Raw genomic sequence first — 16,869 nt, forward strand, 5'->3', positions numbered from 1 at the left:
AAATTATGAATAAAGACGAATTACTTAAAATAGCTAGGGGGGATATTAACTTTACCTTTCAATCTATTATTTATGCATTAGCGCTATGCTTACTAGTTGCAGCTGTTTTTTTACTAGAAATGAGCGTTAACCTACAAATGGGTTTAATAGTTTGTATTATCGGTGTGTTTGGAATGACTATTTATAATAATTTAAATACTCGCCTAAATGCGGCGCTTGCACTTATTGCGCTCTCACAAGATAACCAAAGCACTAAGTAAGCAACGAGTTAGTTTAATAAATTGGTATAAGCCCTACTTTAATAAAGTGGGGCTTTTTGCTTTTAGCTAACAATAAAATTTACTCAAGAATTTTAATACGAGGTCGATACCTATAAAAGAGACAAAGCTATTTTAGGGATAAAATAATGAAGATTTCACCGACTCCCATTGCATACCAAGTACACAGCTCAAATGCTCAAACTTTAGCGCAATCAGATAAACTACCTGTTGAAAAAGCGAGTGAAGAAAAGAGCGAGGAAGAAAATGAGGAAGAGCCAAAATATGTGTTATCAAAGTTTCTAGATACCAAAGCGCAAGAATATAGTGAAGATAACGCTACGTTTGGCAATCAATATAAAAACCTAGAAAAAGTATACAAGCACTTCGCTGGGCGAGTTATTGCGCTGCAAGAGCAAATTAATAAACTTAAACAAAGCCCCGTACAACGTAGTTTAACTATAAACACTTCTGCAAGTGAGCTAAATAAAAGTGATGCAAATTCAGTTTTAGATGCTGACCACCTAGGTGCAAAAAAATATAAAAACACACAGCAACAAGAGCAGATAGATATGTTAGAGCTGCAATTAGGGGAGTTAAAGTCAGAGCAAGCAGCAATAAAACAACAAATGGTTGAGCTGGTTATTAGTGAAATGAAGAGACGGGGCGACGACTATACTATTTAGCGCCACCAACATGCTGGTGGGCTAGCTTTTAAACTCAATTTTACCCACTTCAAGTTTAAACTTACCTTCTTGCTTGCCTGCAATCATAAAGCCTAGTTGTTTTATGTCATCAAAATCAATAATCGGTTGTTGCTCAAGCACGCGGCCGCGATACGTTAAAGTAAAATCACTCGGAGCAAAGTTTATATCTACCCATTCATTTTTTACTGTTTTAAATGAGTGGGTGTACGCTGCGCCATCAAGGTAATTGGTAGTTCTGAGCCTAAGCTGATAGGTTTGTCCATCGCCTTTAACGCGCAGTGCTATAGCTTTAGTATTTTGGCTTTGTGTATTTAGCTCTGTACGTATTGATGCAAAACCGCCGTTATTATCAAGCGAAACATTGCCTGTAAAAAGCAAACTTTTTTGAGTTTGAGTGAATTGGCTATTAGATACACCGCCCATTACTGAGTCGTTAACAACGTACCAGCGCTGATTTGCATTCGCTTGTGCACTTACAGCTAATAAATTAAATACAAAAAGTGATGATAGTTGCTTTGTTGTCATACGTGTTTCCTAATTGGCATTAAGTAAGTGGAGTACTTATAACCAATACGCTTTAATAACGTATTTGTTCACTAATTTAAAACTAATTATTTTTACGAGCCCACTTATCCATAATTTTATTAAATAATATTTCATCATCAGTTTGCTCACCAGGGCAGGTCTGCGCGCTACCTTGAGGCATGCCATTACTACCAAATACGGTTGAAGTATCAATTAAATAGCATTTACCGTTAAATTTTTCTAATCGTCGTGTGCCTATTGTATTTTGGCTAATAACTTCTGATTTTTGTGATTTAACCGGTGATTTAATTGTGGGGGTGGCAGCTATTGCATCATCAGTACTACCTGAGTTATCTGCTTCGCCAAACGTGACCATTTTTTTATGCGTTAAGTTATTTATAGGTGCGCCATAAATAGGCGCATACGGGTTAAGTTTTTTAAACGTTTGCGTGTTGGTATTAATGGTGTGGGCAGGGGGTTGAGGTTTATTTGTAATAGTGGACTTTGTTACTGTTGTTGTTTTTGGTTTTTCGTCACGTTGTTTGGGTGCTTTAGTAACTTGTGTTTGAGTTGTAGGTATTTTATTAGTGCTTACAGATTCAGGTGCTTTTTTTACCTCTAACTTTGCAGGCTCAACAATCGGTGCGTTAGTGGTGGTGTTAACGGTGCTGAACTTAGGTTGCGTTGATAAGTTAACCATTACATAAGCGTTTATTACGGTGTCTTTTTTTGTTTGAGGTTCTTCAACCTTTATTTTTTGCGAAAGTAATTTATGTGAAAGTAATAAGTACAGCAACACGCCATGTATACATAACGAGATAACCCACGGCCACGCATTCCCTTTATTCACATCAAACCCTCAACTTAATAGTGCTGTTAAGAGTCAATAAAATACATTTAGTTCACCTAAAGTTAATGTGTTTTACTTTGTAGCTTTATTGCAGATACAACAAAACTATTTTGCAGTTTTTGTTGTTTTTGCATGTGCTTGGTTACGTTATTATGAGCGCAATCAAACTTAGGAGGCATTATGACATTACTTTTTGAACCAATAGAACTTGCAGGCAAAACATTAAAAAACCGTATTGTTATGCCCCCAATGACTCGCTCGCGTTCAACACAGCCTGGCGATATAGCTAACGACTTAATGGCAACATATTACGCACCGGGCTAATTGTAAGCGAAGGCACACAAATTAGTGAGCTTGGTAAAGGTTACGCTTGGACTCCGGGTATTTATTCAAATGAGCAAGTTGCAGGCTGGAGTAAAGTAACCCACGCAGTACATAGCGCTGGTGGCGTGATGTTTGCTCAGCTTTGGCATGTTGGCCGTGTAACTCATAGTGACAACACCGGTGGCGTGCAGCCTATTTCAGCCTCGGCCATTGCTGCAAAAGACGTAAAAGTATTTGTAGATACAAACGGTGCGCCGGGGTTTGTAGACACCCAACTCCCACGCGAAATGAGCAAACAAGATATTACGCATGTAATAGGCGAATTTCGCCAAGCTGCTAAAAATGCAGTTAATGCAGGATTTGATGGCATAGAGCTTCATGCTGCTAATGGTTACCTTATTAACCAATTTTTAGATTCAGAATCAAATGCTCGCACCGATGAATATGGTGGCAGCGTGCAAAACCGAATACGTTTTTTAATTGAAGTGGTAAATGCTGTTAGCGACGAAATTGGTAGCAGCAAAGTAGGCGTAAGACTAGCCCCGTTAACAACTCTTAATGGCACAGTAGACGAAAACCCTGAGGAAACTTATTTAGCGGTTTCTGAGGCATTAAATAAAGCCGGTGTAGGTTACATGCATATAGCCGAAGCCGATTGGGATGACGCACCTTTAATGAGTGTTGAGTTTAAACACGCTATTCGTAAAGCCTACAGCGGTGTATTAATTTACGCAGGCAAGTATACCAAAGAGCGCGCAGACAAAGCACTTAGCGAAGGCTGGGCCAATATGATTGGCTTTGGTCGCCCGTTTGTATCAAACCCAGACTTACCAGCACGCTTAAAGCAAGGCAAGCCTCTTAACAGCCACAACCCCGACACTTTGTTTGGTGGCGCAGAGCAAGGCTATACCGATTATCCAGTTACAAATTAAATTTATATATAAATAAGGAGCTGTAGCATACAGCTCCTTATTTGTTTTAATTACACTGAGAGTACTTACTTAATTGCAGTAATAAACTCTTCGTCAGAATACAAGTTCCTAAGTAATTTTTGAACAAGCTCTACATAGCTTCGTTGACCATTTGGGATTGCAATTGCGCCAATAAATGAAGAGTCGAAATCATGTTCAGCTGAAATTACTTTTTCAAATAAAATTGCATCATCCTCTGAAACAACAAAATTTACTTTTATAAATGAATTCCCCTCTGAGAACCCTGTTACATCAATATCTTGGTCAATAACCTTGCCAGTCACTTGCTTTTTAGCAACACCAGACCAAAGTTTAGCCAGTTTTAATTCTTGTATTAAAGCGCTCTCAATATATTCACCATAGCTGTTGCCTACAGATGAAACAAGAGGAGAGCCTCGAAGTGATATCTTATTTAATTTTTTTTCAGATTCAATTTTTCCGACTGAGACTGGTGTATTAGACTCTTCTTTTAGTTTAGAAACGTTACTGATATCTGCACTATAAGGTGGAACTTGAATGGTACATGCACTTAAAAATAAAGCCGCGATTAAACCTAGTGAACTTTTATACTTCATTTTATTTCTGTCCTTATTTATAAATTTGATTGATCAAGTTCTACAACTAGTTTGTTAAATGCTTCTTCTGTTGCACGTTTTGCAGATAAAGAAAAATCATTTTTAAACTCATCAAATTCAGCTTTGCCAAAACCTTTAACTTCACTATTCCATGCTATATCGCCATTGTTATTTAAAGTTTTACAGTTTAGTGTGAAAGTAAATTCTGTAGGAGGCCATGTGAATAAGCTATCTGAGCTAGATTGCGTTGTTATTGTCGGTATGAATACATACTCAATTTTTTTATCTTTTAAAAATGTACTATCAGTTAATGATTCAAGCTTATAAACGTTTTCAAATTTATTAGAAAGCACAGTATACAACGCTGCTTCTGTGTCTTTATAAGGTTTATAACTAACATTATCGCCACCACCGCCAGGTGTTTTTACTTGTTTTTTTATATCATCTTCAGAAATATAATAACCTACAACCGATCCTGATTTATTTTCTGTAACCTGAAGTTTTTCAGTGTCTGGATTTAAACTTATTTGGTGGGCACAGCCACTCAAAATAAGGACCGAAAACAAGAAAAACACGTTAGTTAATAACTTCAAAATATACTCCATATATTTAATTTTTAGTGTAAAAGCAGTTTCAGCATCAATATATGTTCAATAGTTACTTTTGTAAATTATGTTAACTTTATATTTGTAAACGGTTGTAACTTTTAGTGTTTGTGGGGTCGGTTTTCTTAAAAATAAAGCAGAGTTAATCTTGAGCAAAAAATAAAAAACGCGTAAGTTAACCGGGTTACCTATTTTAATAACAAGAAAATAAATGAAAGCCAAAGAGATAGAACAATTAGAATTATCAAACTCTGAAACCCGAGAAGTTGTTACCCCCTACGCCTTTAAAATTGACAGTGCTTTACTGGGCTTACCTTTAGCTACGCCAATTCGGCGTGCATTAGCTATTATAATTGATGTTGCACTGATATTTTTAGCGGCCAAACTCAGCGCGGCTTTAATAGCATTTGTTGCTGCAATGGCTTTTTATAAAGGTACGGCACAGCAATACCTTCCAAAAATGTCGAATGTGTGGCGAAGGATCTTAAAAATAACGGCAGCAAGTATTTTATTTGTAAGCGCACTTACTGTGCTTTCAATTGGCATTGATTACCTAGAAGACGAAAACGCTGATCAAGGTTTAGCTGTTCAGGGCGTAAAAATACAAGATGAAATTCAGCTTACCGCCACAGAAAAACAACAGGTAAATACTTATTTAGCGCAAACAGCTGATGACAGCTGTGAGCAACCTTGCCAACAAAACGCGCTTGATAATTTAATAGGGCAAGTTCCCAAATTAGCAGAAATGGATGACCTACAAAACCCACAACTTGCTACCGTACTTTTACAACTTTTAGTACTCAGTGAAAATAACGAAATAAAGCCTGCGCAGTTAATAGAAGAAAAACCTGCACAAACAACCACAAATAGTATTTTGCAGTGGAGCAAAGGCATTATTCAAGACTTGGGCTTAGGTTTTGGTTGGGCTGCTGTTTACTTTACGTTGTTCTCGCTGCTTTGGCGCGGCCAAACACCGGGTAAAAAGGTTTGTAATATTCGTGTGGTTGCCTTAAGCGGCGAGCCATTAGGTTTATTAGACTGTTTTGGTCGCTACGGCGGCTACGGTGCAGGGTTTGCCACCGGGCTGTTAGGGTTTTTGCAGATATATTGGGATCCAAACAGACAAGCTATTCAAGATAAAATATCAGCGACGGTGGTTATTAAAGGTAACTTGAATCAAGTTGTAAATGTGGAAACGGTAGAAGAAGCAGTGAAGGACTAACTCCAATTAACATAATTTAATTAAACTATAGGTATATCTATTTGGAAGTCTTACTTGAAGGATTAAATAATGAAAATGAAAGTAATCATTTTTTGAGATCTTTATGGGCAAGTATTAGAGATCACTTTGGTAAGTGTGCTTGGCATTACTCTCCGTATAAAAAGCTAGGTTCTAAACAAATAATTTTAGGACGTATGAACTATAAAGCTAAAGGTTCTTTCGAGGTTTCGGTCAGGTATAAACAAAAAGGAAATTTAGTCGCGGTCATGTTCTCTGATTATATCGAAAGTGATGAAATTATAAGCGACCTAAAAGTTATTAGAGAGCTAGTTAAAAATAGTTTAGATTATAAAAAACTGATTTCTAAATTCAGATTTAGTACTTCTCTTGAAGTTATTAGGGGTTCTATTGCCGCATACTCAGGTAAAAGTTTTGTTTTAAAACCAACAGGTAATAGCTCAATTAAATTGATAGTTGATATTAATGGTTATGATACTAAAGATGCAGAAGCTAAAGCAGCAGAAAAAATTAAAACGATTATTGAAATTTTAACTGTTAGTACAAACTGTTTGATTATTCGAGATACTCAAAGTGACAATGATTCATCGTTTTCAAGTATTGAAATTAATAAATACTCTAGAGATATAAGTTGGGTTGATGCTAAACCAATAGCTGATGGCTTAGTTCAAATCTCAGAAAAAACCTGTTTCCTTATTGATTACATACTGAGTAATGATATTTACTCTTATGAAATTCAATTACTCTTGAATTCTTATGCTCATTTTTCATCAGGCAGATCTTTAGATTCATTTACCTTAGATACATATTCCCCAACTCCGAGAATAGGGGAGGCAAGTGATGAGGGGAATACTGACTTTCAGAGCGATTTAAGATTCTCTAATGCAGCTAAACTTCATCCATCATCAAGTGAAGATGCAATGATACTTTATATATCTTCATTAGAAGTTGCGTCGTTGATTGGAGCTTCGAAGAGTAAAAAGTGTGATAGTTGTGGTCAACAAGTACATTCGATCTCAGATAGAGTGAGAAGTTATGTGGGAAAAGATAGCAATAATGACCCATTAGTTAAAATAATTAATTCATATTACGGTTTAAGATCAAGATACCTTCACCAAGGAACTAGGTTTGTCGATAATTCATATTCAGGCAGTGCGGTACCACTATTAGATAGCAATACAATGAGTAACGCTAGAGAGTACTACCAAGTTAGTCTGCTAAATTTAAGGGAATGGTGTAGCTACTTACTAAGGTTATCTTTAGAAGAAATGGCTTTAGAAGCTAATTAAACACTTTAAAAATGTAGAGCTAAATATGTAGGCCCTACATCTTAAATAGCGAGCTTAACTTCTAAACCTAACCCCAAAACCACCAAGACCCATCAACAACACAAATCCCCACACAAACATGTTGCCGTATTGGCTGTACACGCTGTCGCCTTTTATAAGCTTAATGTTGGCTTTCAATATTGTAGCTTCAAACTGAGGCATGGTTTGTTGTGTGCGGCTTATAGGGTCGTATACGGCGCTTACACCATTGTTGGTAACTCTTACTAGAGGGCGTTGTAGTTCGAGCGCGCGCATACGGGCTATTTGCATATGTTGCAAAGGCCCAATAGAGTCGCCAAACCAGGCATCGTTACTTACCGTAAAGAGTAGGTCAGAATCGCTTTTGTAATTACCGCGTACTAAGTCGGCAAAAACAATTTCGTAGCAAATAGCGGGTAGTAAGTTATAGCCATTGGCGCGTAAGTTGTTTTGCACTTTGTCGCCACGGGTAAACGATGACATAGGTAAATCGAATAACGGGGCAATAGGGCGCAAAAAATCTTGAAACGGTACAAATTCGCCAATAGGTAATAGCTGGTGTTTTTGATAGCGGTTTTTATCAAGATAATGGTAATGCCCGTGCTCGTCGCCGCGCTCTTTATTACCGACTACAATAAGTGTGTTAAATATGTTTTTGGTGTCTCGCTGGTAGTCAACAATACCGGTAACAAGGGCGGTTTTATTAAACGAGGCGGCACTGTCTAAATTGGCTAAGTAGGAATCAGCAAGCATTTCTATTTCAGGCACTGCGGCTTCTGGCCATACTATTAAGTCGGCATCCCAATGTGGGCGTGTCAGGTCTTGGTATTTGCTCATTGTGGTCCAAAACTCACTTGGCTCAAAGCGCAGGTGTTGCTGTATGTTCCCTTGTACGAGCAATACTGACATGTTTTTATCTGTGTAATGAATACTACCTGTGGTGTTTGCGCCTGTAAAAATAAGCGCAACAGCTGTAGCAGTAACCGCTGGGGTTTTAAAATCTTTTTGGGTAAGTCTATATAGTGCAAAGCCAATAGCGACACAGGTAAGTGTTAAGCCAAACTCGCCAATATAAGGGGCAAGCAACCTTAAAGGTCCGTCGGTTTGTGTGTAGCCAAAACTTAACCACGGGAAACCGGTAAGTACGGTGCCACGTAAATACTCACTAATTGCAAAGCAGGCAATAAGTAATGCGCCAAAGCTTTTAGGGCCACTGGCAAAGCGTGTAGTTGCCCAAAAGGCAAGTGCGGGAAATAACGCTAAGTAGGCGCACAAAAAAGCCATTAACGAGAGCGACGCTATAAGCGGCATACCGCCAAAGGTGGCAATAGAAACATGTACCCAGCTTATACCTGCACCAAACCAGCCTAGGCCAAATATAAAGCCATATTTAGCAGCGGTTTTTGCGTGTGCTTTACCGGTATTATTGGGGTTGACGCAAAAAATTATGGCACCAAGGCTAATAAATACGATGGGCCAAATTTCAAAGGGGGCGTAGCCAAAAGTTAAAACAAGGCCCGCAACGAGTGCGAGCCATGCTTTTTTATCTTTTGCTAATAGGGTAAGTCTAGTTAGCAGTTTCTTCACTGTCGTTATCATCAGCCTTAGGAACGGTGACTTGCAGTTGCAAAATACGACGATTGTCGGCGTTGGTTACTTTAAATTGGTAACCTTCTATGTCAATCGTTTCACCACGGCTTGGCATATGGCCAAATGCGTGCAGTACAGTTCCGCCAATAGTATCGGCTTCGTCTGTGCTGTAGCCTGTTTTAAAATGCTCGTTAAAGTCATCTACAGGTGTGAGTGCTTGCACTACGTGAACATGTTTAGCAAGTCGACGAATATCTTGATGTTCTTCTTCTTCGTCGTGCTCATCTTCGATTTCGCCAACAATTATTTCAAGAATATCTTCAATCGTTACCAAGCCCGATACGCCGCCGTATTCGTCAATAACAACAGCCATATGGTAGCGTTGCTGACGGAATTCGTTTAGCAATGTATCAACACGTTTGCTCTCAGGTACTACCATTGCTGGGCGTAAATAATCGCGTATTGATGGTAAATGCTCGTCTTTATTTAAGATCAGTGGCAATAAATCTTTAGCGAGTAAAAAACCTTCTACATGGTCTTTGTCTTCAATCACCACAGGAAAACGTGAGTGAGTTGAGTCAACCATCATTGGAATTAGCTCTTCAAGCGGGCTGTCGATCTCAAGAGTGATCATTTGTGAGCGCGGAACCATTATGTCTCGCACTTTAAGCTCAGACACGCCAAGCACACCTTCTATCATCTCTTTTGTTTCAGGATCGATTACGTCTCGTTCTTGCGCATCGGCAATAACTTCGACCAGCTCTTCTCTATTCTGGGGTTCCCCTTGCAACATTTGGGCTATTCTGCCCAACCACGTTTTGCCAGAAGAACCCTGGCTAGATTGCGAGTTACCGTCGCTCATTGCGTCTAATTGCTCCGTTAATTTAAATATCGTCCCGGTATGGGTCTGCTATGTTTAGCTCTGCAAGTAATTGCTTTTCGATGCTTTCCATCTCTAAAGCATCGTCACTCTTTATATGGTCAAATCCAAGCAAATGCAAGCATCCGTGAATAACCATGTGAGCAAAGTGGTCATGAAATGACTTCTCTTGCTCAATTGCTTCAGCTAATACAATGGCTGGGCAAATAATTAAATCACCAACCAAGGGAATATCTATTCCTGGTGGTGCTTCAAATTCGAACGACAGTACGTTGGTCGGTTTATTTTTACCGCGATAGTCGTTATTAAGTTGTTGCGATTGCGCTTCGTCGCTAATAACGATACTGAGTTCTGACTCGTCACGGTATTGGCTAAGGGCTTTGTCAGCCCACAGTGCAAATTGCTCTTCGCTTGGGAGGTTGTCAAACTCACAGGCTATTTGTAAATCAAGTTCGGTTGTCAAAGTATTACTCTTTAGTAGTAGGCTGTTGAAGAGCAGCGAGTGCGTCTTTTGCATTTTGCTTTTCAATGCGCTTTAGTCGCTCGCTTTCGTCGTTTCGCTCGTAGGCTTCAACTATGCGTGCTACAACAGGGTGGCGTACTACGTCTTGGGCTTTAAAGTAGTTAAAGCTAATTTCGTTTACGCCATCAAGTACTTCCATTGCATGGCGAAGGCCTGAGCGTGTTCCACGAGGTAAATCGACCTGTGTTATATCGCCTGTAATAACCGCTTTTGAGTTAAACCCTATACGGGTTAAAAACATTTTCATTTGCTCAGCGGTGGTATTTTGGCTTTCATCTAAAATAATAAAGGCATCGTTTAAAGTGCGTCCGCGCATGTAAGCAAGCGGAGCGACTTCAATGATATTTTTTTCGATGAGTTTTTCTACTTTTTCAAAACCTAGCATTTCAAAAAGAGCGTCGTAAAGAGGGCGCAGGTACGGGTCTATTTTTTGACTTAAATCGCCTGGTAAAAAGCCAAGCTTTTCGCCCGCTTCTACAGCAGGGCGCGTTAATAATATGCGGCGTATTTCTTGGCGCTCAAGGGCGTCAACGGCGGCAGCAACTGCAAGGTAGGTTTTACCAGTACCAGCAGGGCCAATACCAAAGGTAATGTCGTGGTTTAAAATATTAGCCACATAAACACCTTGGTTATCGTTACGTGGTTTAATCACACCACGGCGCGTTTTAATCACCATTTCTTTGCCGTAAGCGCTGCTTGATGCGTCTTGCTCTAGGGCTTTTGATTCGGTAATAGCTAAATGAACGGCTTCGGGTTCTATTTCGCCTAAAACACCACGAACTGGCTGAGTATCAACATAAAGGTTTTTTAAGATTTCTACAGCGCCGGCGCAGTTGTGTAGTTTACCGGTTACTTTAAAAAAGTTGTCACGGTGAATTATTTCAACAGCCAGGTGGCGTTCAATTTGTTTGATGTTTTCGTCAAACGGGCCACATAAAGAAGAAAGGCGTTTGTTATCGGCAGGTTCTAAATAAATCTCTAATGTTTTTAACTGATTACTCAAAATTGCTTCCTATAGTACTGCGCCAGCGTTAACTGGCGCTAATAGTATGACTAAGGAACGAAAGAAGCTACGCCAATTTCGTTAACAGTGTCTGGTTTTGGCTCTGCAGCTGCAGCTTTAGTTAAAATAGCTGAAGGCGCGATTTCACGTCGTAAGTTCATTTCTGATTCTGTACGAATTAAGTCACCACGTAAAGAGTTAGGTAGTGCTTCGGTAATACGTACGTCAACAAACTGTCCGATCACTGTGTGCGGGCCAACAAAATTTACTACACGGTTATTTTCGGTACGGCCACGTAATTCCATCGGGTTCTTTTTAGAAGGACCTTCAACAAGTATACGTTGCTCTGTATCGAACATTTGACGACTAATTTGCTGCGCCATTTGTGTAATACGGTTTTGTAGTAAGTATAAGCGTTCTTTTTTCTCTTGCTCTGTTACGTCATCTGGCAAATCTGCCGCTGGCGTACCTGGGCGGGCACTGTAAATAAAGCTAAAGCTCATATCAAAACCAATGTCGCTAATAAGCTTCATGGTTGCTTCAAAGTCTTCTTTACTTTCGCCGGGGAAACCAATAATGAAATCTGACGACATGCTTAAGTTAGGGCGAATTTTGCGTAACTTACGAATTGTCGATTTGTATTCAATTGCCGTATGGCCACGTTTCATTAGGTTTAATATACGGTCTGAACCACTTTGTACTGGTAGATGTAAGTGATCTACAAGCTCTGGTACATCAGCGTAAACGTCGATGATATCAGGCGTAAATTCTACCGGGTGCGATGTGGTGTAACGAATACGGTCAATACCATCAATAGCAGCAATAAGACGAATTAAATCTGAGAAGTAACATATTTCGCCATCGTGCGTGTCCCCGCGGTATGCGTTTACGTTTTGGCCTAGTAGGTTTACTTCACGTACGTTTTGCTCAGCAAGCTGTGCAATTTCAAGTAGTACGTCATCTACTGGGCGGCTAACTTCTTCGCCGCGAGTATATGGTACAACACAAAAAGTACAGTATTTAGAACAGCCTTCCATAATTGATACAAACGCAGATGGGCCATCCGCTTTTGGCTCTGGCAGGCGGTCAAACTTTTCAATCTCTGGGAATGAAATATCAACAACCGATGAGCCTTTGTTGCCTTGCACTTGTTTAATCATTTCTGGTAAGCGGTGTAGCGTTTGCGGGCCAAAAATAACATCTACAAATGGTGCGCGTTGGCGAATAGAGTCACCTTCTTGTGAGGCAACACAACCACCTACACCAATTATTAAGTCTGGCTTGTCGTCTTTTAACAATTTCCAACGACCTAACTGGTGAAATACTTTTTCTTGTGCTTTTTCACGAATTGAACAGGTGTTAAGTAAGATTACGTCGGCATCTGTTGCATCATCAGTTAGCTGGTAGCCGTTGGTGGCATCTAAAAGTTCAGCCATTTTCTGAGAGTCGTATTCGTTCATCTGACAACCCCAGGTTTTAATATGCAGCTTTTTGCTCATTGAAATATTGCCTCGTGTTCAATTCGATAGTGGCACAAAAATGTGCTAGAAACAGGATTAAGGAGCAAGCATGCTCACTTAAAGGAGGCGTATTTTAGCTGGATACCCGCCCAGATCCAAGTATAGTTTTCATGTTTGTGATCTCAAATCAATACGGGGCGAGTTTAATGTGCTGTTAGGGATATCCTCTGGTATAAAACAAATTAATTTTGATACAATCAAAACAGACTCAAGTAATAATAAAATGATGAAAAACATGACCAAAAATAATGTGATAGTGGTTGGCGGGGGCATGGTTGGCGCGGCTATGGCGATAAAGCTGGCTCAGCAAGGCTTTGGCGTGCGCATAATTGAAAAACACCTAATAGACCCATCGCACATTCTTAGTAGCGATAAGGTGGATATTAGAGTGTCTGCTATTAATCGTTTTTCAGAAAATTTACTTGATGAATTAGGGGCTATGCCTCTTTTAAGGCAAAACCGTATAGCGCCTTATCAACAATTAGAGGCTTTTGAGCGCGGTGGTGACAATTTATTATTTGATTGCGCCGACATAAACACGACACATTTAGGCCACTTGATTGAAAATAGTTTAATTCAAGCAAGTTTGTGGCAGCAATTTGGGCATTATAAGATTGAGGTTATTGAGCAATCATTGCCGGTAACTAAAATAGAGCAAACGGATGATTTAATTACGCTTGTGTATGGTGATCAAACCTATACGGCTGATTTAGTAATTGCCGCCGATGGTGGGCAATCGCAGCTGCGTGCTAAAGCTAATATTGGTATTACGGGTTGGCAGTACCAACAGCATTGCATGGGGGTATTAATTAAACTCGATGCACCGCAACAAATTAAAACATGGCAACAGTTTACACCAAGTGGGCCGTTAGCATTTTTACCAATGCAGGCACCGTACGCTAATTTAATTTGGTACGACGATGCAAATACATTGCAAGCATTTAAAGGGCTAAGCCCAACTCAGTTAAAAACGCACATTCTGAATAAATTCCCAGAACTTGCTGGAGACTTTGAAGTACAAACCCATGCGATATTTCCGCTAACTCGCCAACACGCTAATAATTATTCGCAAGGGCGCTTGGTTTTAGTGGGCGACGCTGCACATACAATTAACCCACTTGCAGGGCAGGGCGTTAATTTAGGTTTTCAGGACGTAGTGGCACTTGCTGAGGTTTTAAACGAAGCAGGAGATATAGGTTGCCCACTAAAACTTAAAGAATACGAGCGAGCTCGCCGCAGGGCTAATTTATTAATGATGAGCATGATGGACGCGTGTTACTTTGGGTTTTCTAATCAAATTACGCCACTTAAATGGGCACGTAGCCAGTTTTTAAAAATGGTTAATAATACGGGGCCAATAAAAAACTGGGTTTTAAAATACGCAATTAGTGGTGATTTAGGCTAAATTTAAAGTAGATATTAGAAAGGCTCATTTATGAGCCTTTTTTTATGTCTGTTTTTAAGTCAGCAAATAGTGACTCGGCTATATTGAACACGGTTTTAATTTAACTGGTGTTACATCACTAAATCGCAATTTAATAACTTTAAAGAGCCTGTGTGTGGATAATTTTTTTACAGTAATAATTATTTTAGGTGCGCTACTGCTTGTTGCTAGCTTAAAAACAACCGTTAAAGTTTGCAAAAAAACATCGCAAAGAGCATGGAGTGTACTGCTATGCGCTATTATTTTTTTTATTATAGGGTATTGGTGGATACTTTATTATTTTTCAAACCACGACATTGCACCCGTCGTTATGAATATGGTGGCTATGTTGTTACTTGGCGGTGGTGGGTTTGTTTTTTTAGTTATTAAACTGAGTTTAAAAAGTATTCTTAAAATAGAGCAAGCAACGCAGTATCAAAAATATCAAACTGAGCACGATAACTTAACAACTCTACCTAACCGCGATAAATTTTTTAAATCTCTGAGTAAACAAGTTGAATATCCTTCCCCATTTTCACTATTTTATATCGACTTAAATAACTTTAAACAAATTAATGATGCGTTTGGGCATCATTGTGGGGACCAATTATTGACTGCATTTGCCAATAAACTAAATAAAGAATTATGCGGCATTGCTAAGTTATATCGAATAGGTGGCGATGAGTTTGCATTTTTATTGCATACCGATACAGATGAAAGCATGAATTATTGTGTAAACATTATAAACTCAGCCGTCAAAAGTCCGTTTTGTACGAATGAGCAAATGGTTAAAATACAATTAAGTATAGGCGTAAGCCGTTTTCCTGATGATAGTCGATTGCCCGATCAGCTATTAAAAAAAGCTGACTTGGCACTGCATGAAGCTAAAAAAACATTTCAACCTTTGGTAAATTACTCATCTGCAATAGGTAAACGAGCTGAGGACTTTTTTGATTTATCAGCCAAAATTAAAGTGGCATTACATAAAGATGAGTTTGAGCTTTATTTACAACCCATAATGGACTCTAAAGATCTGCAATTACATGGCCTAGAAGCGCTTATCCGATGGCCGCAAGATGATGGTAGCTTTATTAGTCCAGAAAAGTTTATAACCGTAGCTGAGCGTACAGGGCTTATTTTTCCTTTATCGAAATGGGTTGTACAAGAAGCCGTTAATCATATTAGAAAGCTCAAGCTATTTGGTTTCACCGGTACTATACATGTCAATTTATCAACGAAAGATATTGAAAGCAGCGAGTTTTACGATTTTATAATTAGTTTACTCGCAACCGACCCTACATTAAGCGACTCGTTAATTTTTGAAATTACAGAAGGTGCAATGATGACAAACATACCGGCTGCTAGAAAAATGATGCAACAGTTGAGTATGCGCGGGTTTAAATTTAGTGTTGATGACTTTGGTACTGGCTTTTCGTCACTGTCGTTATTAAGAGAGCTGCCAATTAATCAAATAAAAATTGATCAGTCGTTTGTCAAAGATATGCTTACTAACTCGCCTGATTACGCCATTGTAGAATCTACATTGTTTTTAGCGAGTCGATTAAATTGCGATGTAGTTGCTGAAGGAATAGAAACTAAAGAGGTAGAACAGGCGTTGTTGAGTCTTAACTGTGATTATTTACAAGGGTATTTATATAGCAAACCAATAAATATAGATGAATTTATAAATGTTTATTTAAGTGCAGAAAAAGTAAGTTGAATTTAATGTGTATTGAGAAGTTTTAGACAGGGGAGTCAAATTGGCTGGGATACCAGGATTTGAACCTGGGAATGCCAGGATCAAAACCTGGTGCCTTACCGCTTGGCGATATCCCAACTATAAATTTGAATTAGTTTTAGTTCTTAATAAGAACATGGTGCGGAAGGAGAGACTTGAACTCTCACAACCTAAGTTACTGGAACCTAAATCCAGCGCGTCTACCAATTCCGCCACTCCCGCATCACTAAGTTGCTAATTTAAACTCTAAGCTAGAGCAATTCTTTTATCCAACTTTCCTTGGTAGAAGAAGTTGGCTGGGATACCAGGATTTGAACCTGGGAATGCCAGGATCAAAACCTGGTGCCTTACCGCTTGGCGATATCCCAACAAAGAATTCTTTATAATTTTAGTTCTTATAAGAACATGGTGCGGAAAGAGAGACTTGAACTCTCACAACCGAAGTTACTGGAACCTAAATCCAGCGCGTCTACCAATTCCGCCACTCCCGCATCAACAATTTGCCAATTTAAACTCTAAGCTAGAGCAATTCTTTTATCCAACTTTCCTTGGTAGAAGAAGTTGGCTGGGATACCAGGATTTGAACCTGGGAATGCCAGGATCAAAACCTGGTGCCTTACCGCTTGGCGATATCCCAACAAAGAATTCTTTATAATTTTAGTTCTTATAAGAACATGGTGCGGAAAGAGAGACTTGAACTCTCACAACCGAAGTTACTGGAACCTAAATCCAGCGCGTCTACCAATTCCGCCACTCCCGCATCATTAATTTGCCAATTTAAACTCTAAGCTAGAGCAATTCTTTTATCCAACTTTCCTTGGTAGAAGAAGT

Annotated in this window: 15 protein-coding genes, 6 tRNA genes and 1 pseudogene; 7 read left to right on the forward strand and 15 right to left on the reverse strand. The window is 39.2% G+C overall.

Features of this window, described 5'->3' with window-relative positions:
- Positions 1-5: 5 nt before the first annotated feature.
- Both I6F43_RS07190 and I6F43_RS07195 read left to right on the forward strand, forming a co-directional pair.
- On the forward strand, positions 6-260 hold the full coding sequence (locus I6F43_RS07190) for a hypothetical protein (protein WP_101164092.1): 255 nt from the start codon (positions 6-8) through the stop codon (positions 258-260).
- Positions 261-406: 146 nt separating this feature from the next.
- Positions 407-943, forward strand: a complete 537-nt coding sequence (locus I6F43_RS07195; RefSeq protein WP_197101609.1) for a hypothetical protein — start codon at positions 407-409, stop codon at positions 941-943.
- 21 nt (positions 944-964) lie between these two features.
- Here I6F43_RS07195 and I6F43_RS07200 read toward each other — a convergent pair whose 3' ends face one another.
- Both I6F43_RS07200 and I6F43_RS07205 read right to left on the reverse strand, forming a co-directional pair.
- Positions 965-1,489: a CIA30 family protein gene (locus I6F43_RS07200; protein ID WP_197101610.1), complete on the reverse strand. Its 525-nt coding sequence runs from the start codon at positions 1,487-1,489 to the stop codon at positions 965-967.
- Between the two features lie 82 nt (positions 1,490-1,571).
- Complete coding sequence (locus tag I6F43_RS07205) at positions 1,572-2,339, reverse strand: hypothetical protein (protein ID WP_197101613.1); 768 nt, start codon at positions 2,337-2,339, stop codon at positions 1,572-1,574.
- Positions 2,340-2,519: 180 nt separating this feature from the next.
- Here I6F43_RS07205 and I6F43_RS07210 point away from each other — a divergent pair.
- Positions 2,520-3,595, forward strand: a pseudogene (locus tag I6F43_RS07210) (alkene reductase).
- 65 nt (positions 3,596-3,660) lie between these two features.
- On the opposite strand, the gene I6F43_RS07215 reads toward I6F43_RS07210, so the two are convergent.
- Positions 3,661-4,209: a hypothetical protein gene (locus I6F43_RS07215; RefSeq protein ID WP_197101615.1), complete on the reverse strand. Its 549-nt coding sequence runs from the start codon at positions 4,207-4,209 to the stop codon at positions 3,661-3,663.
- 17 nt (positions 4,210-4,226) lie between these two features.
- Entirely contained in the window at positions 4,227-4,802 is a 576-nt protein-coding gene (locus I6F43_RS07220; protein WP_165721397.1) for a hypothetical protein, read from the reverse strand.
- 223 nt (positions 4,803-5,025) lie between these two features.
- On the opposite strand from I6F43_RS07220, the gene I6F43_RS07225 reads away from it, so the two are divergent.
- Both I6F43_RS07225 and I6F43_RS07230 read left to right on the forward strand, forming a co-directional pair.
- Positions 5,026-6,036, forward strand: coding sequence for an RDD family protein (locus I6F43_RS07225; RefSeq protein WP_197101617.1), 1,011 nt, complete (start codon positions 5,026-5,028; stop codon positions 6,034-6,036).
- 41 nt (positions 6,037-6,077) lie between these two features.
- Complete coding sequence (locus tag I6F43_RS07230; protein WP_007585594.1) at positions 6,078-7,343, forward strand: hypothetical protein; 1,266 nt, start codon at positions 6,078-6,080, stop codon at positions 7,341-7,343.
- Positions 7,344-7,397: 54 nt separating this feature from the next.
- Here I6F43_RS07230 and lnt read toward each other — a convergent pair whose 3' ends face one another.
- From lnt to miaB, 5 genes are read right to left on the reverse strand one after another with little or no spacing between them, the layout of a single operon-like run.
- A complete protein-coding gene (gene lnt / locus I6F43_RS07235; RefSeq protein WP_197101618.1) occupies positions 7,398-8,948 on the reverse strand; it encodes an apolipoprotein N-acyltransferase in 1,551 nt (516 codons plus the stop codon).
- Positions 8,929-9,813 (reverse strand): CNNM family magnesium/cobalt transport protein CorC, encoded by an 885-nt coding sequence (gene corC / locus I6F43_RS07240; RefSeq protein WP_007585597.1) that lies wholly within the window; start codon positions 9,811-9,813, stop codon positions 8,929-8,931. The genes lnt and corC overlap by 20 nt, the downstream gene beginning before the upstream one ends.
- Before the next feature lie 22 nt (positions 9,814-9,835).
- On the reverse strand, positions 9,836-10,294 hold the full coding sequence (gene ybeY, locus I6F43_RS07245) for an rRNA maturation RNase YbeY (protein WP_002958542.1): 459 nt from the start codon (positions 10,292-10,294) through the stop codon (positions 9,836-9,838).
- A gap of 4 nt (positions 10,295-10,298) precedes the next feature.
- Positions 10,299-11,357: a PhoH family protein gene (locus I6F43_RS07250; protein WP_007585598.1), complete on the reverse strand. Its 1,059-nt coding sequence runs from the start codon at positions 11,355-11,357 to the stop codon at positions 10,299-10,301.
- 50 nt (positions 11,358-11,407) lie between these two features.
- Positions 11,408-12,856, reverse strand: a complete 1,449-nt coding sequence (gene miaB, locus I6F43_RS07255; protein ID WP_101216148.1) for a tRNA (N6-isopentenyl adenosine(37)-C2)-methylthiotransferase MiaB — start codon at positions 12,854-12,856, stop codon at positions 11,408-11,410.
- Positions 12,857-13,025: 169 nt separating this feature from the next.
- Here miaB and I6F43_RS07260 point away from each other — a divergent pair, with 169 nt between their 5' ends.
- Together I6F43_RS07260 and I6F43_RS07265 are read left to right on the forward strand one after the other, a co-directional pair.
- Positions 13,026-14,282, forward strand: a complete 1,257-nt coding sequence (locus I6F43_RS07260; protein ID WP_197101619.1) for an FAD-dependent monooxygenase — start codon at positions 13,026-13,028, stop codon at positions 14,280-14,282.
- A gap of 154 nt (positions 14,283-14,436) precedes the next feature.
- Positions 14,437-16,020 carry a putative bifunctional diguanylate cyclase/phosphodiesterase gene (locus I6F43_RS07265; protein ID WP_197101620.1) on the forward strand — a complete coding sequence of 528 codons (1,584 nt, stop codon included), beginning with the start codon at positions 14,437-14,439 and terminating at the stop codon, positions 16,018-16,020.
- Between the two features lie 41 nt (positions 16,021-16,061).
- Here the strand turns inward: I6F43_RS07265 and I6F43_RS07270 are convergent.
- From I6F43_RS07270 to I6F43_RS07295, 6 genes are all read right to left on the reverse strand, one after another.
- A tRNA-Gln gene (locus I6F43_RS07270) sits at positions 16,062-16,136 on the reverse strand.
- Between the two features lie 39 nt (positions 16,137-16,175).
- Positions 16,176-16,260, reverse strand: a tRNA-Leu gene (locus I6F43_RS07275).
- Between the two features lie 71 nt (positions 16,261-16,331).
- A tRNA-Gln gene (locus tag I6F43_RS07280) sits at positions 16,332-16,406 on the reverse strand.
- Positions 16,407-16,444: 38 nt separating this feature from the next.
- Positions 16,445-16,529: transfer RNA gene (locus I6F43_RS07285), tRNA-Leu, on the reverse strand.
- A gap of 71 nt (positions 16,530-16,600) precedes the next feature.
- A tRNA-Gln gene (locus I6F43_RS07290) sits at positions 16,601-16,675 on the reverse strand.
- Positions 16,676-16,713: 38 nt separating this feature from the next.
- Positions 16,714-16,798, reverse strand: a tRNA-Leu gene (locus I6F43_RS07295).
- Positions 16,799-16,869 lie beyond the last annotated feature (71 nt).

It is taken from the genome of Pseudoalteromonas sp. NZS71_1, from assembly GCF_015864305.1.
In the GTDB taxonomy this organism is placed as follows: domain Bacteria; phylum Pseudomonadota; class Gammaproteobacteria; order Enterobacterales; family Alteromonadaceae; genus Pseudoalteromonas; species Pseudoalteromonas arctica.

Coding starts and splice junctions, on each gene's coding strand:
- I6F43_RS07190 (WP_101164092.1), top strand. CDS start 6: ATGAATAAAGACGAATTACTTAAAATAGCTAGGGGGGATATTAACTTT.
- I6F43_RS07195 (WP_197101609.1), top strand. CDS start 407: ATGAAGATTTCACCGACTCCCATTGCATACCAAGTACACAGCTCAAAT.
- I6F43_RS07200 (WP_197101610.1), bottom strand. CDS start 1,489: ATGACAACAAAGCAACTATCATCACTTTTTGTATTTAATTTATTAGCT.
- I6F43_RS07215 (WP_197101615.1), bottom strand. CDS start 4,209: ATGAAGTATAAAAGTTCACTAGGTTTAATCGCGGCTTTATTTTTAAGT.
- I6F43_RS07225 (WP_197101617.1), top strand. CDS start 5,026: ATGAAAGCCAAAGAGATAGAACAATTAGAATTATCAAACTCTGAAACC.
- corC (WP_007585597.1), bottom strand. CDS start 9,813: ATGAGCGACGGTAACTCGCAATCTAGCCAGGGTTCTTCTGGCAAAACG.
- miaB (WP_101216148.1), bottom strand. CDS start 12,856: ATGAGCAAAAAGCTGCATATTAAAACCTGGGGTTGTCAGATGAACGAA.